The organism is Qipengyuania sp. S6317L1 (assembly GCF_023015615.1).
Classification (GTDB): domain Bacteria; phylum Pseudomonadota; class Alphaproteobacteria; order Sphingomonadales; family Sphingomonadaceae; genus Erythrobacter.
In genome coordinates this window covers 914,912-934,775 of sequence record NZ_JALKAJ010000002.1, presented here as the reverse complement: position 1 = coordinate 934,775, position 19,864 = coordinate 914,912, and the positions used below count along the sequence as shown (strand labels likewise).

Sequence of the window (19,864 nt, the reverse complement as noted above, 5' to 3'; positions counted from 1 at the left end):
GATCTCAGAAGGTGATCGCCGGCTTGGCTTACTCCGGGTTTGCAAAGATTCCGGCTGTTTTCAGAGCGTCGATCAAAAGGCTCAGGGTTGCCCTTGCTTCAGAATCAACAACGCTTCCACCAGTGGGTGCCTGAGGCTCAGATGCCGCGACCCAGTCACTTGCGAAAAAGTAGGAGGTATGTGCGGTAGCATCAAAAACACTCATGCCTTGGTGCGGAGTTATGAACGTCCAAGCCCCGCCAATACGGATCGCAATTTCCGCGTCGTGCCCAGCCCATTCATCCGTGGCGTTCGCCAGAATACGATAGCGCGATCCCTCGATTGGATCAGCTGGCGCAGTTGCAAGCGAATCATCCACGACGCCTGCCAGCAGCGCATCAATTGTGGAGAACGCATGATTGATAAAGGGTTCTTTCTGCGCCTGACCTGCGAACAGTAGCGGCAGGTTTATGTGAGTGGTCATTGAGGGGAAAGCGATTGGGCTTGCCATGGTTTGTCTCCAAGCGATCAGGATAGTGTGGTGAGCAAAAGTGCTGGCGAGGCCCCGTAAGAGCCGACCTGTTTAACCCACAGATCGTCGGGGCCATGAGCGACTAAGAGAGCGTTGCGTTCGCTTGCCGATAGGTGGAACTCTGGCTCAAAGGTCGCCCATGAGGCGAAAGGCGTATCGCTAGGCCCGAAGCCGATAGTGTAGGATTCGTGTTCCTCGACCAGCGGCACTTCAACGCCATCGGGCCACGTCCATTGTCCTCTCGCACGCCGGGTCCAGCATAGATGCCAAGTTCCATCCGAAAGCACGCGCTTACGGGGCGAAACCGGCATTATCGCCCGGCGAGCGAGCCCCGGGTTCTCGATATCCGCGAACACCGGATCTTCATCAGCAAGGCCAATTGCTGCAATTCGACCTGCACCACCACTTGGCGCAAGAGCGGGATCGAGAAGAATTGGCCGATCGTCCAGAAGGACCACGCTCGTGCCCGTTTCATGACCATCAAGTGCGGCCGGCTCTGTACCGGCCCGGCCTCGCAGCAGGCCAGATAATCGCCATTCGCCATTGCCAAGCGACTGGGCGTGAAGGAATTGGATGAGTTCGTTGCCCACCATCACCCTGTTTGAGCCATTGGCCAAACCGGATACGTCCGTACTTTGAAATGGCAGATCTGGCGCGCTCAGGGTAACGCGCATTTCGGCATTGCTTTCGATGTGGGTTGCACCAGACATGCCGAGCGGTTCCGAAAGCGTACCGGCGACTGCTCGCAAATTGCCGGTCGAACCGGCTTCAACAAGTGTGGCGCCCTGTTCGACGAAGAGCGCAGCGCCGCGCCAACCTGCACTTTGAGATGTCGCAGCGACGAGCAGTGCGCGATCCGATGGGTTTGCATTGTTTTCTGGAGGCGCTTCGAAAGCGAAGATCTTGGTTGGCGTGATGGGTTCGTCTGGAGCTGTGTTGGAAGCGCCTGCATCGCCCGCAAGTTGACCGGCAATCTCCGGAGAGACCCGGTCCAAGCCCAACTCAACGCCAAGGTTGGACCATTCCCAATCTTTCACCAGCCAAATACCTGGCGCATCGGGGAGCTTCACGATGCTTCCGGGGCTTATTTGAGTGTTGAGTTCGCCAATTCTCCAAACGACGCGTTCGTTGCGCCAGCGCGCCCGGTGAGCATTGGAGTTTGCCAGTTTGCGCGCTCCTTGGGCATTCATGGCAGCGGGCATTTCGACCATGAGTTCTCGCCCATCAGGGCGAAGGCCCAGCGCCCGTTGCACGCTGGGCTGGTAGTCGCGTTCCTCATCGTAATACCGAAGGGCAAGCGGTTCATTCCCGATATTGTCGCCGCGCTGCTTATGCCGTTCGGTCGCGTCCTCACTATCGCGCAGTGAAATTTGTTCAGGCAGGACGGGGATATTGTCGGCAGATGAATAGGCCGAGGACAAACGCAACCCGCTTGCATGCGTCGTGCAGACCAGAGGATAGACTTGGTTGATCGTCGACAAAACTGATCCAATCGCGCCGCCTTCATCGGAAAAGCCAAGCGTGTCTTTCAAGACAACATCGCCGGTGCCCTTTTGCGCCGCAGGCACCAATTGACTGATCGAGACCGTTTCGTGGTTGTGCGCGAAAACTTCAAACGTAAGCGCAGGGATGCGATTGCCAAAATCGGCAAGCTGCAAGTCTTCGAACACGACATAGGCCGTGTCTCTGAAAGCAGGCGTGAGATCGCCGCGATCAGCGGCTATCAAGGGATCCACGGGTGCGTCGCCTGTGCCTTGGTAGACGCGCAGTTCACCTGCTACTTTAAGGTCTTCCGCCGCGCCGCGCAGTAGGTTCCCGTCGGCCCAGATCCTTCCGATCCGGTCAATTGGTGTACTGGAAAGTGCGACGGCAAAGGATGCCGAGTAGGAGAAAGTGGTAACAGATGGCTGCCCTTTTCCCCCGCCACCTTTGTTCTGTGTCTCCTGCAACTCTGTCGACCAGATGATTGTGCCCGCAACCCGCATCCGGCCAAAGTTGCGTGGCAGGGGCTGACCGTAACTGGAGGTTGTGACTGAAAGCTCTTTGAGGCGCGGTCCTTGGCGTGTCGGACCAAACAAGGCCTGGTCGGCTTCGCGACCGATGAATGCTCCAATCGCGCCTCCTACCGGACCGCCAAGTGCTGTACCCACAGCCGTTAGGACCAGAGTTGCCATCTTAATTTCCTTTTCGCGGCTGGTGCAGGCGCCAGTGTGCCTGAATGGTTCCAATGGGAGGAAAGGACTGGCGGACTACGCGCCTCAGCCCGGCATGAGCGTGTATGACTTCGCAATTGTTTGCAGCGATCACGAGATGGTGTTGGCCCGGGCCCGGTTTCGTCACAAGAACGTCCCCCGCCTGAACAGAGCCCGACGCGCGGACAAAACCCGATTGCTTCGCGCATCCAATCCAGCGTTGAATCTCGCTATTGCGAAGGGCGTAACCTTCCGGGACTGAAGGCGCCTCTCCGATTGCCTCCAGGCTGCATGCCAGAAGGCCAATGCAATCCAGCCCGGTTTCCGGATCGCGCCCGTTCAAGCGAAAGCGAACCCCGATAAAGCGGGCGGCGGCGAGAGCGAGTTTTTCCCCGCGCGGTGAGTATTTGTTCACCCTAGTGCTTGACCATAGCGAGCAAGCAAATCGTTGCCTGGCAAGAATGGCTCTCCACGAAAATTGACAGCGTTCCCAAATCTGTTCGCGCAAGTAGAGAGGGTGTGGTCGCATCCTTCCCGAAGTTCGGCTGGCGTTGCGGCCAGAAGGCCAGCATCGAGTGGACGATCAAGAGCAAGCCATTCGCCATCGACACCCACGATTGCAAACGGGATGCCGGTCTGCGGTCCGTCGAGAAACCGAATCTGACCGTCGAGAAATTCGCCAGATGCAATTCCTTCTATGCGCACCCGGTTGAGGTCCGCATCCACCTCGGCCAAGACGACGCGCGCGGTAAAGCGCACTGCAGACAAACCACATCCGCGACCGCAGAAAGCGGCTCTGCATGTCGGACTGGTGCGGGGGACCAGATCTTGCTCAAGCACAGCTTTGGCCGAGCGCAATTCGCCAGAAAACCCAATGCGATCATCTTCGATCCGCCCCAAGCTGCCTGTGTACAGCACGCGCGCTTTCAGGGTTTCCCAATCCACGACGCCAACTTCAATCGCGGCGTTATCAAACAGGCCGGCTGCAAGGTCGCGTTCTCGAATTGTGTCGTGGCTGAGCGCACCTTCCACTCCAGCGTTCTCTTCCGATAGATCTGAGCTGAGCCTGACAGCGGTTGGCACCATGCCTGGCGCCGAACGGTGACGAATGCCGCCGAAAGTCAAATCGCGATCATGGCTCGTAAAACCCAATGTCACACCGTCGCGCCGGAAAATGCGCCAGAAGGTTGCAGCTGTCTCGAGTTCGCGGTCGAAGAACGTCCGTGTCATATTTCTTCCCGCAATTCGATTAAGGGAATGCTGGGTGCCTCGCCGGCTTCAAAGTTGACGCTTGATATGTCGATCCGGTCCTCGGCAAACCGGACCGGTACATCGAAAAGAAATCCTGCGCGCACTTCAGCGCCTATGGGAGGAGCGGAACCGAAGATGAGCTTTCCCTTGCTCGAAAGGACCCAATCCGTTGAGGGGATGCCGCCTACGCTCACCAATAAGGTTTCGGCTCTGGCGCGAGTTATGGGGCGGACCTGTGGTTCTGTCCCGGTGCCATAGGATTTGGTGAGCTGAAACTCTGCCACCGTCCCATCACCGACGCCGAGCAATTGATCGAGCTGTGTGGGTGAACCTGTCATCCCGTTCGAGCTGTGATCGTAGGGGTCGCTAATTCGGAAACCGCGCGCCGCTCCGCGCCGGGCCCGGAAGAAGCCCAGGAGTTCGCCCAATTCCGTTTCGGAGCGGATACCCGGCCCTACATCAAAGTGCACCCGTGCATCCGCCCATAGTGAATTTCGCCTTTCATGGCCGGAAGATGTGACAGAAACGGAAGTCGAAAACTCTGGCGCAACCGAGGTCGAGCGCCCCAGAGCAAAGGGATAAATGACGTCGTCAAAAGCTTCCATTTGTTCCTCTTGGGTTAAGGGGTGCCGGGTGTATCCATCACGATTGACCTGGGGTTGGGCCCAAACATATCGGCGTTCGATTGTCCGGCTGGCGGCCTCATCGAGGCCCTTGTCGATCCGAGTCCAATATTGTTCATCGTCAGACGCGTTGAGAACGAAACCGGCGAGGTAGTCCTGCTTTTCGATCGGGTACTGCAGGCGCTCGTCCACAAATGCGTATGCTGCTCTCCTGAGCGCGTCCGCCCCTTCGGTCAGCCAATCGTAATCTTCGAGCTGTAATCGATCAAAAGCCGGGGCCGCCCATCCCATCGGTAGATTGGCGCGGTAAAGCTCGGTCATTTGGGGGCTTAGAATAGTCGGGGTGAAGACAAGGATCATCACCTCGGATGGGCCGCCTGCAGCGCCGCGAACCGCAGCCGTCAGGTCGGCGGTCGATTGCGCCAGAAGCGCGCCCGCGTCATCGAGTAGACCAATCTGAGCAGGATTAAGGGCCTCGCGCATATCCGAAATATCAGGCGGATTGCCTCCGAAAGCGGCGCGCGCGGCATCGTCATAAAGGCAGATCTCGCCCGCTGCGGTGGTCCACCACCAAGGCTCGCCGATTTGCATCCGCACGGGTTGTCCAGCATCGTTAAGCAGATTGACAAAATTGACCGAGCTCGACCGAAGCCAGTCCATCGCCTCACTATTCGCAGGGGACAGAAGGCTGGAAGGTGGCACCCATCCGGTCAGTGCTGGTTCCCCATCAAGCGTGCGCTGTTTCCAGCTTTCGGGGCAGTAATCGTTGAACAGTTCATAAGAGATCGAGGCAATCACCTCCAGATCTTCGTTGCTCGCTAGACCAAACAGACTCCGGTGCCATTGGTTTGCCGGCTCGCACAGGTCTCCGTCAGGAATTGCCAAAAGCGCGCCTGATTGCTGCCCAAGCCGCATGAAATGGCTCATGCCTACGTAGTGGATGAAGTCTCCGCGATAGCCGAGGCCCACGAGGTTGCGCAGGATGCGCGCTGGCGTCTGGTCGTAATTGTCATCATAGGCGGTCGCGAGCCGCTCTCCATGGACGGGCAGGCGCACATCTCCGATTTCGAGCATCGAGTGTCGGCCATCCGCGACAATTTCAGACACCGTCACGCGGCCATTGAAGCGTTGAGGCAGCGGCGTGGTGCTGCCTGCCACAAATTCCGGTGGGACAAGTGAGATAAACATCCGGTCGATGTCGCCGACATAAACTGGCGTGCCGGGTAGGGAGAAACCGCTCTCCAGCTGCGAGAAAGGCAAGGTAATTACCGCATCTGTCGGCGTGCCCTGCGCATAATTCCAGAGCCTGACGAAAGATGTTTGCTGGTTGCCCTCTGCATCACGTCCCTCGATCGTGAGCGTAGGGCCATTTACTTGATCAAGCGCGACCACGCCTTCGGATTGCCAGCGGAAGCTCAGACTGGTGTTCGAATAATCTCGGTTCGTCTCATACGCCAGAAGCGGGTGATCGAGTGTATCTTCGCTCGCCCAGATTAGCCCGACGAGTTCGCCTTCGTGATGAAGCTCGACATCGATCTGCATGGAGTCTGCGCCTGTGGTGATGACAGAAGCCATCGCGGGCCGCGGGAAATTGACCGTCCAGAAGCGTGGATCGAAACGCTGGATGAAAGAAGAGTCCTGCCCGCGGCGTTCGCGCGCTAGCCAGTATGCCATAAGTCGATGATCCCTAGTTCACTGCGCCGAAAGCGCGCGGCGCACAGCGCTTGCAACCTGGCGCGAGGAGCGTTGCATTGCTGTGGGTGCGGCAGTCCCTCGTGGGGGCGCGAGTTGGATGGCGACCCTCACATCGCGGCTGGGCAGCTCTGCCCCTCGATTGGCGGCAATGCTCCCGGAAGAGGTCGGGACAAAGAGTTCAGGCCCGTTTTCGCCGACAACATAGCCGCGCCCAGGGCTGACAGGCCCCCCTGTTGCCCGGCCTGGCAGACCGAGAAGCGATCCGAAAGTCTGGGTCAGTGTGCCGCCTAATCCGCCTGAACCAGAACCGCCGAATAGCGAGCCAATTCCCGTCGAGATCGCTCTTGCAGCAATCGCATCGAGCGAACGGAAGGCGACCTTCTGCAGATCGTCGAAGCCTAGCGAGCCTCTACGCACGGCGGACAAGAGCCCTCGCTCCAAAACCGATCCTGCCCGGTCAAAACCATCGATAAGTGAATGGTCGAGGGTGCTGCGCAGACCTTCGATATCCGCATTGAAGCGGTCTGTGTTGGCGCGAAGGTCAATCACCAATTCGTCGAAATTATCATCCATTGCTTTCGCGCTCCATCATCTCAGCGATTGTTTCCATCGAAGGTCCGCGCCCGGCGGCGGCGGCTTCGGGGTCTCTCAAGGCGCCCCTGAGTTCAGCGGGCGTCGCCTGCCAAAAATCCGACGCGCGCCAGCCGAGCCATCGAGCAGCCACGCTCCACCACTGCGAGGAGGCGGCAGCAAAATCGGCCTGCGTCTCATCCGTCATGATTGGCCTTGCAGCACCTGGGAAAGGATCGCGCGGACAGGTTTGGTGGTGGTGATGAGGCCTCGTTTGAGCACGGCCTCGCCCACCTCCTTTTGAGAGGGGCGTGGGTCGGCTTCAATGCAATGCCAGATCAAGGCAGTGACCTGCGACAAGGTCAATTCACCGTTAGAGGCGCGCTCGACCAAGGCGAAAAGCGAGCCAATCTCTTCTTCTGCAGCGACCAAATTTTCAAAGCTTGGACGCAGGACAAATGTGCGCTCGCCCAGATCGAATGTCGCCTCGCCCCTTTGGGCATTGGCCGGCTTGGTCACGCCGGAACGACCGGGCCAGAGCTTTCAAGCTGGAGCGTGTAATTTCGCTCCCCGTTGAAATCGCCCGAATAATCGAGGCGCTGGACCAGAAAGCGCCCGCGAAGACGTTCACCATCTTCAAACGAAAGCTCATAGTCATCAATGGTCCCCGCCAAGGCGTGCGCTCGCACCGCGGTTTCAGCGCCGCTGCCAAGAAAAATTCCTGCGGCGTTGACCGAAACCGAGCGGGTTCCAGCGCCGGAGAGCAGGTCTCGCCAGCCGCCCGATTCCTTATTGGTGACGGCAACCAGGTCGCCATTGATCGACAATTGCGTGGTCCGCATTCCGGCCACGGTTTCATATGAGACAGGCGATCCCCCGTCTCCGATTTTGAGCAGGAAGGCTGATCCGTTCTGCGCGGGCATATTCTTTCTCCAGAGTAAAAGTGTTCAGGTTTTCGGGGCAAAAATGCGGAACCGGAATTCCAGAAGGGAACCGCGCAAGTTTGCGTCGCGCTCTTCGCTTCGAGCGCGCAGGAAGCGGATCGATGCAAGCTCAAATCCGGAATGTAAGGGAGGCAGATTTAAAACGCGCTGTTCGATGGCTTCTACCAGCGGGCCGTCGGCGTCGGGTTCATCAGCGCGGCTTTCCAGCTCAAGCGCAATTCGGACCTCCCGGCCCCGCCGCTCTTTGGTCCCCCAATCGGTTGACGCACTTGCCGCAATGCCAAGCCAGGGCGCACTTGCATGAACGGGAGCCTCTTCTTCAATCGCATTGATCGAAGAAAGCTCCGGGTCATCGCGAAGCCACTGAAGAAGCTGGGCGCGTAAGTGATTTTCCATGAGCTCAACCTTGTGTGAAATTTGGCCAAAGCGACTGGGCGGAATGCCAATTGACCTCGCCAGCGTGGGCGGTTTGCCGGACGCGCTCGGTATGCTGCGCGGCTATGCGCTTGCCACGCTCTCGAAGCCTTCTGACGAGCGCATCATTCTGCGCGTTTGCGGCAATCATGTGAGCCGCAAAGACTGATAAGGGCGCCAAAGGGCGCTCACGATTGCGGGTGGTGACGAGGATTTCTCCGGATCACCTGGACGGTCACGGTCGCGGTAATAATGCGCACACAAGCGGATGATCCCCTGCTTGAGAGCGGGGGGGACGCCCTTCCAATCGCTGCTCATTCCTACGCGCGCGGTTGCTGTGACATTTTGTCCCTCGAAGTCTTGCAAGAGAGTGATCCAAAGCCGCCCTTGCGCACTGATCCCGACTTCGAATTGCGAGGTGTCGATCACGGTGCGACCACCGTTTTGAGCAACGAGCTCGAGAGTTGGAAGCGACATCGCTGGCCGAGCAACGAGCTCTGACCTACCCGAATGGGTCGGCAACTGCTCTTCTATCAATTGCGACAAGGGCGCCTGGCCTGTGAAGGCTTCGCACATGGCAAGGCCGGTGTGCAGGAGGTCCGCAAGCAGAGCGTCCTCGTTCGGCCGTGTAATCCCGAGCCAGCTTTTCAGTTCGCTAAGCGCATCGCCGCTAACGTCAGCTGGCTCCACTATTCTCCGCTGCATTGCGGTCTCCCACATTCGAAAACAAATCAAAGGTGCGCCCGCGCCGCCGTCTTCTCGCTGGAGTGAAGCATTGAGAAGGGCAGCGCGGGCGCGGGTGTGCCGGCAAGGGAGCAAGGGGGAACTCAACCTTGCCGGGAAGGCGTGGGACCTGCCTTAAGACGGTCCCGCTCTGGGCTATTAGGCTTCGATTTTGAGAAGCTTGATCGCGTTTGAATCGAGCACCTGGCCCCCGACACGCTTGGTCGCGTAGAAGTGGACAAAAGGTTTGTTCGTGAACGGATCGCGCAGCACGCGGGTCGCTGAATGTTCAGCGATCAGATAGCCGTGGCGGAAGTTGCCAAAGGCGATCGGGAATTCACCGCTTGCGACATCCGGCATATCTTCAGCCTCAACCACCGGGTAGCCAAGAAGGCGGTCTGGTTGGCCCTCGACCATACCGGGTTGCCACAGAAATGCACCGTCCGAGGTCTTGAGCTTACGAACGCTGGCAAGCGTTGCGGAATTCATCACGAAGCTTGCGCCCTGACGGTGGCCGGACTTGAGCGAATGAATGAGGTCGATGAGCTTGGCGTCTGGTGCTGCGTCGAAACCGTTGGCATCGCCTGAACCGATGTACTGAACCGTTTTGAACGGACGCACGCCGTCTTCAGCGGTGCTTGTGGGGGAACGCAGGAAGCCTTCGGGTTGGTTTGTGCCAGTACCGTCGACGAATGCGGAACCCTCGGCGCGGGCGAACTCCACTGCAATTTCATTGGCGAGCCACGTTTCGAGGTCGAATGCCGCATCGTCAAGCATCGCCTGGCTGGCGGCTGGATTGGCGAACAGGTCGCCGGTGGGCGGCGCGATTTCAGCAAAGTTAGGCGCGTCCGTTTCCGGGCGCGGGGCCACTTCGCTTACCCATCCCGAGGCCGTGCCGCCAGTAGCGACGAGTTTGCGATAGCCCGAAGTGCCGGTCTGCACGACTTGGGCGATCGCGCGGATCGGACTGATTTCGACAAGCTCGCTTGCGATCATCTGGTCGATTTTCCGAGGCACTGCAAAGCCGCCGTCTTGTGGAGACGCACCGTTGATTGATTTGACTTCTGTCTCGCGGCCCCGGCGAAGGTAGCCGTCAACAAAGCCTTTGACCTCTTCGCTTTGTGCAGCCGCCGCGCTGCCGATGGCTGGGCGTGATGCGGCGCGTGAAACCTTGTCGAGGCGCGCTTTCACTTCATCAACGTCGGTGCGCAGCGTTTTGATATCAGCCTCGGCCTGGTCCTGGCGAGCGACAATATCGAAGCTTTGCTCCATCTGGTCGTCTGCAACTGCCAGAGCAGCAGCGGAGCCAGTCAGTGGGGTAGAATTGGTATCCATGGGGTAGTTGGCCTTTCTGTTGGGCATAAAAAAGGCCGCCCATGATGGCGGCCCGTGGGGGGGTCATTGAAAAGGCGGTCAGGTCACAAAATGGACACGGGCGCCATGTTGCAAGGGGTGGGTCACAAGGCTGACTTCGAACAGATCAATCTCTGCCAGTTGGCGTCCCGTCTCGGTGTGCGATGCGCGCCGCGCGCGGTAGCCGAAGCTGAGGCCTGAAACCTCTCCCTTGACGAGCATTCGGGCCGCGCGGCTGCCCGTTCGATCAATGCGCGCGACCACACGAAGGCCGCGTTCGTCTTCGGTGACGGTTTCGATCTCGCCTATCTTTTGATCTGGCCTGTGTTGCCACAGGAGCGGGACCGCCGTTGTGCGATTGGCGAGCGTCGCAGCAAAGGCTCCGGGCAGTATCGTATCGCGGTCGGCATCAGCGATATTGAAGAGCCCGGCATAACCTGCAAATCGCAAGGGCTTCTGCGCAGATCCTGGCGCTCTCATCACAGCAATTCCCATACGCCGAGGCGCACCGCGATGCCGATCAAAAGCATCGCAAGAAATCCGCGAATGAGCCACTCGATGAAAGCTTTCCAGGCACTTGCCTTTGCATCGCGCCATGCCTGCAAAAGCTCGCGCAGTTCATCGAGATCATTCTCTGCGCCCGGATCTGCAAGGCCCAGGCGATCCAGGACCCGGTCGGTTGCGATCTCGGTGGTTTCCTCAAGGATCGCGCGCAAGGTCACGATGTCTGCGCCATCTTGATTGGCTTGCGCCATGAGGCTGGCGAGTGTGTCTGAACGGGTCATTGAACCTTGTCCTCCGCTTTAAGTCCCAGCAATTCGCGTTTTTCGCTGCGGGTAAGAAAATCAGCGTCAGACACCTGCTTCCAGAGCCGCTCGCGGTCTTCGGAAAGCGCGGTGATGCGATCGAGATCGATCCCGATGGTGCCGTCCCTGAACCAGGGAGAGAGACCTTCTCGAAGTGCTGAAAAAAGCTTTTCGGCAAGCGGCAGCAGAGTAAGGCGCCAAAGCGCGCGATTGGCCTCGCGGTAATTTGCATATGTGTTGTCACCCGGCAGCCCGAGCAGCATCGGCGGCACGCCAAAGGCGAGCGCGATCTCTCGGGCCGCTGCGCTTTTAAGGGTCGCAAAATCCATATCGGCAGGAGACATGGCCATCGATTGCCAGCGCAGCCCGCCATCGAGCAGCATTGGCCGTCCTGCATTGACCGAGCCCGAAAACGCCGCCTCAAGTTCCCCTTTCAGCCGCTCGAATTGCTCGTGAGTAAGGCCAGACCCGTCGCCCTGTTCGTAAACCAGAGCACCAGACGGTCGCGCCGCGTTCTCGAGCAGAGCGCGGTTCCATTCCGACGCCGCATTGTGGATCGCAACGGCCTGCGTGGCCGCAGCCAGAGCGCCCGCTCCCATGTAATCGTCGAGGGGGTGCATCGTCTTGATCTGGATGACGCTCGGCCACCCATCTTCGTCTTCTACCGGCAAAGTGATTTTGTCGCCGAGCACCGAATAATTGTATGCGCATGGCCACCCGTCAGGGCCTGCCACGACGCTTACCCGGTCGGGACGCAAGGCAAAGAGTTCTATGGGCCGGCCGCTTGCATCCTTGATGATCTGCACAAAGCCATTGCCGTGCAAAAGCAGATGCGAAGCGAGTGTTTCGATCAGCGACTGTCCCGCACTGGTCGCGGTGATGAGATTGGCGAGCTGTTCATTATTGCTTGTGGTGGGGGCTTGCCCCACGCCTTCGGCCACAATCCGCACCGCGCGCTGGGCGATGGGATTGGCGAGAAAGCCCTCACGCACGCAGCGTTCGTATTGGTAAGGTTTTGGGCCTCCACCTTCGACAAATGCCGGTGTCCACCCTTGCGCAATCCCGCGCGCTAAAGGCACGCGGGCATCCTCCCCGCCTTTAACGGCGGAGAGCAACTGATCGAGCCAAGCCATTGGCAATTTCCTTTATGATTGTTGAGCGGTTGGCCCCACCGGACCTATATCGAGCGCACGCTCGGATTGGTTCGCGGGCCAAGCATCAATTCTGTCAGTGCCCATACAAGTGCATCGGCGCGGTCCGGCGAGCGTCCAGGCCCTGCATATTCGCCGCCGATAAGCAGCCCGCACATTTGGTCTTCGAGCGCGGGAAACGAGCCGCAATGGTAAACCTTGCCCGCTTCATAGAGCGCAGCGACCGGCTCAGCGCGCGCGACCTTGCCCCGGCTTGCATGGACCAGTCGAATGGGCAGCTGCGCGTTTGCCGCACGCAGTACGCTTTCGACCATTGCGCCGCCCTGATTGGCTTCGGCAACCACGCGGTCGGCATTCCATTCACCGGCTGCTGTGGCTACGCGCTCGGCCCAGGCATGGGGCTTTGCGTGAGAAATCGAACAGTCCGCAAGCACGCGGCCAATCCCGTCCTGGCCAATGCCAGCGACGACTATGCCGCATTCGTCGCCAGACGATGAGACAGGTGGGTCAACGCCCACGACAATGCGCCGCAAGTCGTCAGAATGAACTGGATCGCGGGCCTGTTCGATGGTCGATCGCCGCCACAGGGCTCCTTCGAGATCGGTGAGCATCTCGCCAGCAATTTCCTGGCGTGCCAGCTGTGTGCCGCCAAATTCGCTGTTGATCGCCTCCAGAAATCGCCGGGGCAAATTGGCCGCATTGTCGTAGGTTGAGCCGTGGGTGAGCACGACGCTTTCGTTTTTCTGTCCATCAATCAGGCGCTGCACAATGGGCACCGCGCGCGGCGTTGTGGTCACAACTGTACGCGGATCACTTCCTAGTCGCAGCCCCATAAGAAGGTTGTCCCATGCCCGCGTCGAGCGGTCGTGTGACAGTGGCCATTTCCCGATTTCATCGCACCAGGCGTGACTGAACTGCGGCCCACGCAAACTCTCCGGTTCTGCCGCCGAAAACAATTGCGCCTGCGCTCCATTGGGAAACCGCACACGGCGCAAGGATGACTCAAAAATTGGCTGGCGATCAGGAGGACAGCAGGCAAGCAAACCACTCTCTCCTTCGACCATGACCGAACGTGCTTCCGTTAACGAGGACGAGACAAGGGCAATGCGCGCCTCGCAATTCTCCTCGGCAATCAGGCGGACCCATTCTGCGCCCGCGCGCGTTTTTCCGAACCCTCGTCCGGCCATGATGAGCCAGATGCGCCAATCGCCTGCTGGCGGTAATTGAGGTTCGCGCGCCTGCATGAACCAATGCCAATCAAGCTCCTTGCGTTCATCAGCATTGAGTGCAGCAACCACCCGGTTCCGCGTTTCAGGCGATGCGGACAGTATCCAATCGAGACGTTCGCTCATCCCTGTTTTTCCGATCTTGCGCGCTCTTTCTCGCGGCGAACCTGTTCGCGAATGGCATCAACCTTGCGGTCAATCGATGCGCGTACTTCAATCGCGCTTACGTTGCGTTGCTGCGCCTGGGCGCGCGCCGCATTTTCGCGATGCGCTGCCAGCAAACGGATGGCGTTGGCAAAATCATATTTGTCGCCGTCTGCTGTTTGCAGCTTGCCTTCGCGCAGACGGCCGAGAATTTCCATTTCCAGATGAGTGTAGCCTTCCCACAAAGCCGCTAACCACTGACGGGCAAATTCTGGCTCTTCGCGGCGGATTTTGTATGCCCGGCTAGGATTAATTCCGGCCTTTTGTGCGGATTGGGTGACGTTTGAACTTTCAGCAAGATAGTCGAGAAATAGCCCGCGCCAGTGGCGGTTCAGCTTGACGTTTTCTCCTTCTTTGAGTTGGCTCTTAATCTTGGTTCTCGGCCCTCTGCGACCGGCCATAAGCTTCCTCCGTCCCCAGATAACAAAAAAGGCAGCGCTCCGGGCGGGAGGCTGCCGAATGGGGTGTGTTATCGCTCGGGAGCGACTCACACTTTTGCGATGCTGCCTTTTTCTAGCCAAATAGCGTCACGATGTCAATAGAAAATAACCAAATGGGTTAGTTTTTTGAGGTTGCGTCTCTTTTGGGGCTGCCTTAGTCCCCGCTTTTCCGCTGGCCATTCGCACGCGGATTAATTGGGATCACACGCAAATGGCTTGGCTCAGAGGATTGTACAATTGGACGCTGGAAAAAGCGGCGCACCCCTATGCGGTAGGGTGGCTGGCTTTCTTCAGCTTCATCGAATCGAGCTTCTTTCCCATTCCTCCCCATCCTCTGCTGGGCCTTATGTGTCTGGCCGAGCCGAAGAAGGCGATCCGGTTTGCAACCATATGCACTTTGGCGTCGGTTGCCGGCGGGCTTTTGGGATATGGCATCGGATACTTCCTCTACGATGCTGTTGGCGCATGGGTGATCGGTCTGCTTGGCCTCACCGAGAGTTTTCCAGTGGCGGCGTGCTACATCCGCGAGCAGGGCGCGATGGCGGTCTTTTTCGCGGCGGGGACCCCCGTTCCTTTCAAGCTGATGACCATAACCGCCGGGTTTATCGAGATGAACCTTGCGACTTTCACCTTGGCGGCTCTCGCTGGACGATCGCTCATTTTCATGTTGGTGGGCATTTTGTTCCAGATCTTCGGCGCGCCGATCAAGGCGATCATCGATAAGTATCTGGGACTGCTTACAACGCTATTCGTTGTGCTCGTGGTTGGCGGTTTTGTCCTGTTTACGCAATTGGCCGGAAGCGATGAGAGCTCAGGTGAGGCGCACATCTGCGATTCCGCGACAGATGTCAGGAATTCTTGAGCTGCTCAGATTGGTTGGCGAAAAGGCCGGATATAGCCCATTAGGTTAGTGGACTTGACGCAAGTCCAGAATTCGCCCGGCAGCAACGCCTAGCGGTCGCGATATTCCGGCCGCCGCTTTTCAAGAAATGCGCGCTGGGCTTCTGTCGAATCCTGGGTTTGAGAGAGCAGCACTTGCTGGCGATCCTCAAGCGCCAGCGCTGCTTCAAAACCGGGCGCATCGATATTCCTGTTAAGCGCATCCTTGCTGAGCCGCAGACCCATGGGCGCCGTCAGAAGCATCTCATCAATGATCTCCTGCGCTGCTGCGCCTAAACCGTCAGCCTCCACGACGGCGCTCACAAACCCGCTCGAAAGGGCGCGCTCGGCGTTCACGAAGCGCCCTGTGAGGATCATCTCCGAGGCGAGCGAGGAGCCGACGAGGCGGGGAAGGAAATAGCTCGACCCCATATCGCAGCCGCCCAGTCCGATTTTGATGTAAGCGGCGTTCATCCGGAAGTCGGGCGTGCAAAAACGGATATCGCTCGACAGTAAAAGGGAAAGACCCCCGCCACAGGCCGCCCCTTGCGCAAGGGCGATGATCGGCTGAGGACACGAGCGCATAAGCTGCATCACCGTTGCGATGCTGCGCTGGGTGCGCCAGCTATGCTGGACCGCGCCTGTGTCCTCAGGCGGTCGCCACGCTTCAAGATCGAGCCCGGCGCAAAAGGCGCGGCCCGCAGCCTTTAAAATCACGACGCGGATATCGTGGCGATCGTGCAACCCGCGAAAATAGGTGGCCAGATCGGTAATCAGCGCCTCATCCATGGCGTTCAAACGATCCGGGCGGTTCAGAGTTACGGTTGCGACCGCTGCATCTTCTTCGATCAGGACCGGATCAGCCATGTTGCGCTTAGATAATGCCTACCGCTTTGCCGGCCCGCTCGAACATGGCGAGGATGGTTTGCACCTCTTCGCTCGAGTGTTCAGCGCAAAGCGAACACCGTAGTAGCGTCATATTGGCTGGTGTTGCCGGTGGGCGGGCAAGGTTGACATAAAGACCCTCTTTCAAGAGCGCCTCCCACATCATCGCACCTTGCGGCAAGTCAGGCATGATGACTGCGATGATCGCGCTCTGCGGCGTCTCGGTGCCAATCTTGAAGCCCAGATCGGTCAGGCCCTTGTGCAGCGTTCGCGAATTTTCCCAAAGGTGTGCGCGCTTGTTGGCGCCATGCATCAGCTTGCGGATCGACGTCGCAGCGGTAGCGACTACGCTTGGCGGAAGGGACGCTGTGAAGACGTAGGGTCGGCACACCAGGCGCATGACGTCGAATTTCGGGTGGTTGGACACGCAGAAACCGCCAACCGTGCCGACGCTTTTCGAGAAAGTGCCGATGATGAAATCGACATCGTCGATCACGCCCTGTTCTTCGCACACCCCGCGGCCATTCTCTCCGATAAAGCCCATCGAGTGCGCTTCGTCGACCAGCACCATCGCGCCATATTTCTTGGACAGCGCGACCATTTCCTTAAGCGGGGCAACATCGCCCAGCATCGAATAAACGCCTTCGAGAACGACCAGCTTGCCGGCATCCTCCGGCAAACGGCGCAGGCGTTTTTCCAGCGCTTCGATATCGTTGTGGCGGAAAGGCACAATCTCGGCCTTGCCCATCGCGCAGCCATCGTAAATCGAGGCATGGCTATCGATGTCGAGGATGACATAATCGCCTTTGCCCGCGATGGTCGAAATGATACCGAGGTTGGCCTGATACCCGGTTGAGAAGACCATCGCATGGTCCATCCCGTAAAATTCTTTGAGCGCCTCTTCGCACTCCTTGTGCCCTTGATAAGTGCCATTGAGGACGCGGCTTCCGGTGGTGCCCGAGCCAAAGTTCTCAAGCGCATCCTTGCCCGCTTCGAGAACGTCAGGATCGAAGGTCATACCCATATAGTTATAGGTGCCAAGCAGGATTGTATCGCGCCCGTTGCAAATGGCACGGGTAGGCGAGAGCACCTTTTCCATCACAAGATTATACGGATCTTCCACCCCAGTCGCGAGGATCGTCTCGCGCAGCTGGATCATCTCGTCAAACTTGGAGAACAGGTCGCCCTTGGGGCTTGCGGTAGTGGTCGCGGCGTCAGTCATAAATGGCTCTTATCAGCTATCCTGCAGCTTGTGCACCGCTGCAACCAATTGGCCGTAATTCTCAATCTCGGCCTGTTGGTTCATGCTGATGATAATGTCGAATTCATCTTCAATCTCCGCCACGAAATCCATGACCGTAAGGCTGTCAAATTCGAGGTCATTGGCAAATGTCGTGGAATTTTCGATTGTCACGCCTTTCTTGTTGAAGGGCTCAATGAGAGCGCGGATGCGTTCGTCGACTTCAGCTTCGGTCATTTGGCGGGTGCTTTCTATCAAGGATACGGCGCACATGCGCGCGCGGTTGCATAAGGCAAAGCTTGAGCGCGGTGAACTTGTCAAGCTCTCAGCCTGATGGCAGACTTTGGATATGGGGTGATATGGGGGCAATACAGATATGGCACAAGGCGGGATAGAGCTGGCACGAGACGGGGCTGACGGTGCATCGGCTGGGCGCGAGGAACTCCCTCGCAAATTTTCAAATCATGCGATCCATCTGGTCAGGACCGCTCAGGTTCAGACGCTTTCGCTATCGTCCATGGCGGATAACAAGGCTTCGATCCTGATCGGCGCGACTTTTGTCGTATTCTCGATGTCGATTACAAACCTTTTCGGTGGCGGTGCGACATGGGCCGTCCTGACGTTGGCTGCAACCGCGTTCGTATCATCGCTGTTCGCTGTGCTCTCTGTCATCCCCTCAGTGCCCAATGCCCCTGAAAACAAAAAAGATTTCAACTATCTGTTCTTTGGTCATTACGTGGCTTTGGATGCCGATGAATGGATCGAGGACCTTCTTGACAAGTTTGAAACGGACGAAGGCCTCTTTCGCACCATGCTAACCGACATTCACCAAGGCGGTCAGGTGCTGGCTGCCAAGAAATACAAATACCTCAATTACGCCTATCGCACATTTGTATGGGGCGTGTTTCTCACCTGGCTTGTCTTCGCGTACGAAAATCTGCTCCTCTAGGATGGCAGAAGCTCTTTCACTGCATTCATGAAAGGGATGATGGACACAGGCTTTGACAGATAACCCGCTGCTCCCGCTTCCCTGATCCGCTCCTCATCACCTTTGGCGGCAAAGGCTGTGACTGCAAGCACGGGGATATCACACAGCGCGGGATCCTTTTTTGCTGCTTCGATCAGATCGACGCCGGAGACACCCGGAAGCTGGATATCCATGATGATGAGATCCGGCACTGCGCCGCGCGCATTGTCCAAAACTTTATGGCCGTCCGCCACCGGTTCGACGTCGAAACCTTGCGTTTTTAAAACATCGCAGAACAATTTCCGGTTGAGGTCGTTATCCTCAACAACCATAATTCGCTTTGTCATTTAGTACGCCCGCCGTTTGCAATTTAAGAACACCTAATCGCAGGGGAAGCCCATCACAATCCCTGATCCCACTGACCCGTCCGATAAAGGCGGTGCACCTGACCAACTTGTCAGAGCGAAGACTTTGGCGCTCGCAGCGCTTGGCTGGATCCTGCAGGATGGTGACCGGGCCGAGCGGTATTTGTCGCTCACCGGGCTTGATCCCGACGCGTTGCGAGCGGGACTTGATGACCGACAGGTTCTGGGCTCGGCGCTTGAATTTCTGGCAAATCACGAACCAGACCTTATACGCGCTGCCGAAGCGCTGGCGGTGACGCCGGAAGAATTGATAGAAATGCGAAGGATACTGTCCTGATGAGCCGCCCACTGATTATCAGCGATTGTGACGAAGTGATCTTGCACATGGTCGCCCCGTTCAAGGTTTGGCTCGAAGAGAGCGAAGGCGTGGATTTCAATCTCAGCGGTGGGGATTTCTCAAAAGCGCTCCGGTGGCGCGAGACGGGTGAATTTCTTGCGCCGGAAGATATCTGGAAAAAGTTAGGCGGGTTTTTCGCAACCGAGATGGAAAGCCAAAATCCGATCAACGGGTCAATTCACGCCCTCAACACTTTGGCAGAAGAGGCCGATGTGGTCGTGCTCACCAATCTGGTCGATGCCAACCGCGACAAGCGAGCCGAGCAATTGGCGGCGCACGGGCTCCATGCAAAGGTTTATACAAATCAAGGGCCGAAGGGCCCGGCGATGGCGAAGATTATCGAAGAATTTCAACCCAGTAGAGCGCTCTTCATTGATGATTTGGCTCAGCATCATGCGTCTGTGAAAGAGATAACGCCTCACGTCACACGCCTTCATTTCTGCGGTGAGCCGATGATCTCATCGTCAATTCCTTGCGCCCATAAAGCAGGCCATGCCCACGCGCGGATTGACCAATGGGATGAGGCTCTGCCGTGGCTTTCACAACAACTCAGAGAGGACGCAGCATGAGCGTTGAAAATCGTTTGAACGAACTCGGAATTAAGTTGCCTCAAGCGGCAGCTCCTGTTGCGAGCTATGTGCCCGTCGTCGTCGAGGGTGGATTTGCATACGTTTCCGGCCAATTGCCGTTTGTGGACGGGAACCTTGTAACCGGACGGCTGGGCGAAAGCGTTGACCTTGATCGCGGGATGGAAGCCGCGCGCGCTTGCGGATTGATGATTTTGGCCCAGTTGAAAGGGGCGGGCGTGCTTGAGGATGTGAGCCGCGTTGTAAAGCTCGGCGCCTTCGTCAACTCAACCGGCGACTTCACCGACCAGCCCAAGGTTGCCAATGGCGCCTCCGACCTGATGCTCGAAGTCTTTGGCGATGCGGGCCGACATGCACGGGCCGCTGTGAGCGCGCCGTCACTGCCATTGGGCGCGGCGGTCGAAGTGGACGCAGTCATCGCGCTTGGTTCCTGATCTCCGA

Annotated in this window: 27 protein-coding genes; 6 read left to right on the top strand and 21 right to left on the bottom strand. The window is 58.0% G+C overall.

The genetic code is table 11. The annotated features are described in order from the left end of the window. Nucleotides 1–28 precede the first annotated feature (28 nt). Genes MWU38_RS05835 through MWU38_RS05790 form a run of 10 tightly spaced genes read right to left on the bottom strand, consistent with a single transcriptional unit; the run spans nt 29 to nt 8,182 of the window. Nucleotides 29–490 carry a DUF2793 domain-containing protein gene (locus MWU38_RS05835; protein ID WP_247270874.1) on the bottom strand — a complete coding sequence of 154 codons (462 nt, stop codon included), beginning with the start codon at nt 488–490 and terminating at the stop codon, nt 29–31. 17 nt (nt 491–507) lie between these two features. Continuing rightward, entirely contained in the window at nt 508–2,685 is a 2,178-nt protein-coding gene (locus MWU38_RS05830; RefSeq protein ID WP_247270873.1) for a phage tail protein, read from the bottom strand. A 1-nt stretch (nt 2,686) separates the two neighbouring features. Continuing rightward, entirely contained in the window at nt 2,687–3,118 is a 432-nt protein-coding gene (locus MWU38_RS05825) for a C40 family peptidase (protein WP_247270872.1), read from the bottom strand. Further along, entirely contained in the window at nt 3,115–3,933 is an 819-nt protein-coding gene (locus MWU38_RS05820) for a DUF2163 domain-containing protein (RefSeq protein WP_247270871.1), read from the bottom strand. Before MWU38_RS05820 ends, MWU38_RS05825 begins: the two co-directional genes overlap by 4 nt. Next, complete coding sequence (locus tag MWU38_RS05815) at nt 3,930–6,251, bottom strand: DUF2460 domain-containing protein (protein WP_247270870.1); 2,322 nt, start codon at nt 6,249–6,251, stop codon at nt 3,930–3,932. The genes MWU38_RS05820 and MWU38_RS05815 overlap by 4 nt, the downstream gene beginning before the upstream one ends. An 18-nt stretch (nt 6,252–6,269) precedes the next feature. After that, nucleotides 6,270–6,845 (bottom strand): tail tape measure protein, encoded by a 576-nt coding sequence (locus MWU38_RS05810; protein WP_247270869.1) that lies wholly within the window; start codon nt 6,843–6,845, stop codon nt 6,270–6,272. Beyond that, nucleotides 6,838–7,050, bottom strand: a complete 213-nt coding sequence (locus MWU38_RS05805) for a phage tail assembly chaperone (RefSeq protein WP_247270868.1) — start codon at nt 7,048–7,050, stop codon at nt 6,838–6,840. The genes MWU38_RS05810 and MWU38_RS05805 overlap by 8 nt, the downstream gene beginning before the upstream one ends. Next, a complete protein-coding gene (locus tag MWU38_RS05800) occupies nt 7,047–7,361 on the bottom strand; it encodes a gene transfer agent family protein (RefSeq protein ID WP_247270867.1) in 315 nt (104 codons plus the stop codon). Before MWU38_RS05800 ends, MWU38_RS05805 begins: the two co-directional genes overlap by 4 nt. Continuing rightward, on the bottom strand, nt 7,358–7,765 hold the full coding sequence (locus MWU38_RS05795) for a phage tail protein (RefSeq protein ID WP_247270866.1): 408 nt from the start codon (nt 7,763–7,765) through the stop codon (nt 7,358–7,360). The genes MWU38_RS05800 and MWU38_RS05795 overlap by 4 nt, the downstream gene beginning before the upstream one ends. A 24-nt stretch (nt 7,766–7,789) precedes the next feature. Further along, nucleotides 7,790–8,182 carry a DUF3168 domain-containing protein gene (locus tag MWU38_RS05790; RefSeq protein WP_247270865.1) on the bottom strand — a complete coding sequence of 131 codons (393 nt, stop codon included), beginning with the start codon at nt 8,180–8,182 and terminating at the stop codon, nt 7,790–7,792. 43 nt (nt 8,183–8,225) lie between these two features. Here MWU38_RS05790 and MWU38_RS05785 point away from each other — a divergent pair, with 43 nt between their 5' ends. Continuing rightward, nucleotides 8,226–8,369: a hypothetical protein gene (locus MWU38_RS05785; protein ID WP_247270864.1), complete on the top strand. Its 144-nt coding sequence runs from the start codon at nt 8,226–8,228 to the stop codon at nt 8,367–8,369. On the opposite strand, the gene MWU38_RS05780 is transcribed toward MWU38_RS05785, so the two are convergent. The 7 genes from MWU38_RS05780 to MWU38_RS05750 all read right to left on the bottom strand — a co-directional run bounded on the left by MWU38_RS05780 (nt 8,348) and on the right by MWU38_RS05750 (nt 14,184). Continuing rightward, nucleotides 8,348–8,905 (bottom strand): hypothetical protein, encoded by a 558-nt coding sequence (locus tag MWU38_RS05780; RefSeq protein WP_247270863.1) that lies wholly within the window; start codon nt 8,903–8,905, stop codon nt 8,348–8,350. The two genes, MWU38_RS05785 and MWU38_RS05780, sit on opposite strands and share 22 nt — an antisense overlap. 177 nt (nt 8,906–9,082) lie before the next feature. After that, nucleotides 9,083–10,195, bottom strand: coding sequence for a phage major capsid protein (locus MWU38_RS05775; RefSeq protein WP_247271251.1), 1,113 nt, complete (start codon nt 10,193–10,195; stop codon nt 9,083–9,085). Between the two features lie 141 nt (nt 10,196–10,336). Further along, nucleotides 10,337–10,756: an HK97 family phage prohead protease gene (locus tag MWU38_RS05770; RefSeq protein ID WP_247270862.1), complete on the bottom strand. Its 420-nt coding sequence runs from the start codon at nt 10,754–10,756 to the stop codon at nt 10,337–10,339. Continuing rightward, nucleotides 10,756–11,061, bottom strand: coding sequence for a DUF6127 family protein (locus MWU38_RS05765; RefSeq protein WP_247270861.1), 306 nt, complete (start codon nt 11,059–11,061; stop codon nt 10,756–10,758). The genes MWU38_RS05770 and MWU38_RS05765 overlap by 1 nt, the downstream gene beginning before the upstream one ends. Beyond that, a complete protein-coding gene (locus MWU38_RS05760; protein WP_247270860.1) occupies nt 11,058–12,215 on the bottom strand; it encodes a phage portal protein in 1,158 nt (385 codons plus the stop codon). Before MWU38_RS05760 ends, MWU38_RS05765 begins: the two co-directional genes overlap by 4 nt. A gap of 44 nt (nt 12,216–12,259) precedes the next feature. Next, nucleotides 12,260–13,585, bottom strand: coding sequence for a terminase family protein (locus MWU38_RS05755; RefSeq protein WP_247270859.1), 1,326 nt, complete (start codon nt 13,583–13,585; stop codon nt 12,260–12,262). Next, nucleotides 13,582–14,184: a hypothetical protein gene (locus MWU38_RS05750; RefSeq protein ID WP_247270858.1), complete on the bottom strand. Its 603-nt coding sequence runs from the start codon at nt 14,182–14,184 to the stop codon at nt 13,582–13,584. The genes MWU38_RS05755 and MWU38_RS05750 overlap by 4 nt, the downstream gene beginning before the upstream one ends. 130 nt (nt 14,185–14,314) lie before the next feature. On the opposite strand from MWU38_RS05750, the gene MWU38_RS05745 reads away from it, so the two are divergent. Then, nucleotides 14,315–14,965, top strand: a complete 651-nt coding sequence (locus tag MWU38_RS05745) for a DedA family protein (RefSeq protein WP_247270857.1) — start codon at nt 14,315–14,317, stop codon at nt 14,963–14,965. An 89-nt stretch (nt 14,966–15,054) separates the two neighbouring features. Here the strand turns inward: MWU38_RS05745 and MWU38_RS05740 are convergent, their stop codons facing one another. The 3 genes from MWU38_RS05740 to MWU38_RS05730 are packed head-to-tail and all read right to left on the bottom strand — an operon-like array spanning nt 15,055 to nt 17,344. Further along, on the bottom strand, nt 15,055–15,849 hold the full coding sequence (locus MWU38_RS05740) for an enoyl-CoA hydratase/isomerase family protein (RefSeq protein WP_247270856.1): 795 nt from the start codon (nt 15,847–15,849) through the stop codon (nt 15,055–15,057). Between the two features lie 7 nt (nt 15,850–15,856). Next, nucleotides 15,857–17,089: an aminotransferase class I/II-fold pyridoxal phosphate-dependent enzyme gene (locus MWU38_RS05735; protein WP_247270855.1), complete on the bottom strand. Its 1,233-nt coding sequence runs from the start codon at nt 17,087–17,089 to the stop codon at nt 15,857–15,859. A 12-nt stretch (nt 17,090–17,101) separates the two neighbouring features. Beyond that, nucleotides 17,102–17,344 carry an acyl carrier protein gene (locus tag MWU38_RS05730; RefSeq protein ID WP_247270854.1) on the bottom strand — a complete coding sequence of 81 codons (243 nt, stop codon included), beginning with the start codon at nt 17,342–17,344 and terminating at the stop codon, nt 17,102–17,104. 139 nt (nt 17,345–17,483) lie between these two features. On the opposite strand from MWU38_RS05730, the gene MWU38_RS05725 reads away from it, so the two are divergent. Next, the gene (locus tag MWU38_RS05725) at nt 17,484–18,056 is read left to right on the top strand and encodes a Pycsar system effector family protein (protein ID WP_247270853.1); all 573 of its coding nucleotides are present in this window, start codon (nt 17,484–17,486) and stop codon (nt 18,054–18,056) included. Here MWU38_RS05725 and MWU38_RS05720 read toward each other — a convergent pair. After that, nucleotides 18,053–18,421 (bottom strand): response regulator, encoded by a 369-nt coding sequence (locus MWU38_RS05720; RefSeq protein ID WP_247270852.1) that lies wholly within the window; start codon nt 18,419–18,421, stop codon nt 18,053–18,055. The genes MWU38_RS05725 and MWU38_RS05720 overlap by 4 nt on opposite strands. Before the next feature lie 124 nt (nt 18,422–18,545). Between MWU38_RS05720 and MWU38_RS05715 the strand changes: the two genes are divergently transcribed. From MWU38_RS05715 to MWU38_RS05705, 3 genes are read left to right on the top strand one after another with little or no spacing between them, the layout of a single operon-like run. Further along, entirely contained in the window at nt 18,546–18,776 is a 231-nt protein-coding gene (locus MWU38_RS05715) for a DUF3572 family protein (protein WP_247270851.1), read from the top strand. Then, nucleotides 18,776–19,405, top strand: coding sequence for an HAD family hydrolase (locus tag MWU38_RS05710; RefSeq protein WP_247270850.1), 630 nt, complete (start codon nt 18,776–18,778; stop codon nt 19,403–19,405). Before MWU38_RS05715 ends, MWU38_RS05710 begins: the two co-directional genes overlap by 1 nt. Further along, entirely contained in the window at nt 19,402–19,857 is a 456-nt protein-coding gene (locus tag MWU38_RS05705; protein WP_247270849.1) for a RidA family protein, read from the top strand. Before MWU38_RS05710 ends, MWU38_RS05705 begins: the two co-directional genes overlap by 4 nt. Nucleotides 19,858–19,864: the final 7 nt, after the last annotated feature.

Coding starts and splice junctions, on each gene's coding strand:
- MWU38_RS05770 (WP_247270862.1), bottom strand. CDS start 10,756: ATGAGAGCGCCAGGATCTGCGCAGAAGCCCTTGCGATTTGCAGGTTAT.
- MWU38_RS05795 (WP_247270866.1), bottom strand. CDS start 7,765: ATGCCCGCGCAGAACGGATCAGCCTTCCTGCTCAAAATCGGAGACGGG.
- MWU38_RS05830 (WP_247270873.1), bottom strand. CDS start 2,685: ATGGCAACTCTGGTCCTAACGGCTGTGGGTACAGCACTTGGCGGTCCG.
- MWU38_RS05815 (WP_247270870.1), bottom strand. CDS start 6,251: ATGGCATACTGGCTAGCGCGCGAACGCCGCGGGCAGGACTCTTCTTTC.
- MWU38_RS05735 (WP_247270855.1), bottom strand. CDS start 17,089: ATGACTGACGCCGCGACCACTACCGCAAGCCCCAAGGGCGACCTGTTC.
- MWU38_RS05775 (WP_247271251.1), bottom strand. CDS start 10,195: ATGGAGCAAAGCTTCGATATTGTCGCTCGCCAGGACCAGGCCGAGGCT.
- MWU38_RS05810 (WP_247270869.1), bottom strand. CDS start 6,845: ATGGATGATAATTTCGACGAATTGGTGATTGACCTTCGCGCCAACACA.
- MWU38_RS05780 (WP_247270863.1), bottom strand. CDS start 8,905: ATGCAGCGGAGAATAGTGGAGCCAGCTGACGTTAGCGGCGATGCGCTT.
- MWU38_RS05790 (WP_247270865.1), bottom strand. CDS start 8,182: ATGGAAAATCACTTACGCGCCCAGCTTCTTCAGTGGCTTCGCGATGAC.
- MWU38_RS05725 (WP_247270853.1), top strand. CDS start 17,484: ATGGCACAAGGCGGGATAGAGCTGGCACGAGACGGGGCTGACGGTGCA.
- MWU38_RS05765 (WP_247270861.1), bottom strand. CDS start 11,061: ATGACCCGTTCAGACACACTCGCCAGCCTCATGGCGCAAGCCAATCAA.
- MWU38_RS05760 (WP_247270860.1), bottom strand. CDS start 12,215: ATGGCTTGGCTCGATCAGTTGCTCTCCGCCGTTAAAGGCGGGGAGGAT.
- MWU38_RS05705 (WP_247270849.1), top strand. CDS start 19,402: ATGAGCGTTGAAAATCGTTTGAACGAACTCGGAATTAAGTTGCCTCAA.
- MWU38_RS05745 (WP_247270857.1), top strand. CDS start 14,315: ATGGCTTGGCTCAGAGGATTGTACAATTGGACGCTGGAAAAAGCGGCG.
- MWU38_RS05835 (WP_247270874.1), bottom strand. CDS start 490: ATGGCAAGCCCAATCGCTTTCCCCTCAATGACCACTCACATAAACCTG.
- MWU38_RS05720 (WP_247270852.1), bottom strand. CDS start 18,421: ATGACAAAGCGAATTATGGTTGTTGAGGATAACGACCTCAACCGGAAA.
- MWU38_RS05805 (WP_247270868.1), bottom strand. CDS start 7,050: ATGACGGATGAGACGCAGGCCGATTTTGCTGCCGCCTCCTCGCAGTGG.
- MWU38_RS05710 (WP_247270850.1), top strand. CDS start 18,776: ATGAGCCGCCCACTGATTATCAGCGATTGTGACGAAGTGATCTTGCAC.
- MWU38_RS05755 (WP_247270859.1), bottom strand. CDS start 13,585: ATGAGCGAACGTCTCGATTGGATACTGTCCGCATCGCCTGAAACGCGG.
- MWU38_RS05730 (WP_247270854.1), bottom strand. CDS start 17,344: ATGACCGAAGCTGAAGTCGACGAACGCATCCGCGCTCTCATTGAGCCC.
- MWU38_RS05740 (WP_247270856.1), bottom strand. CDS start 15,849: ATGGCTGATCCGGTCCTGATCGAAGAAGATGCAGCGGTCGCAACCGTA.
- MWU38_RS05785 (WP_247270864.1), top strand. CDS start 8,226: ATGCCAATTGACCTCGCCAGCGTGGGCGGTTTGCCGGACGCGCTCGGT.
- MWU38_RS05820 (WP_247270871.1), bottom strand. CDS start 3,933: ATGACACGGACGTTCTTCGACCGCGAACTCGAGACAGCTGCAACCTTC.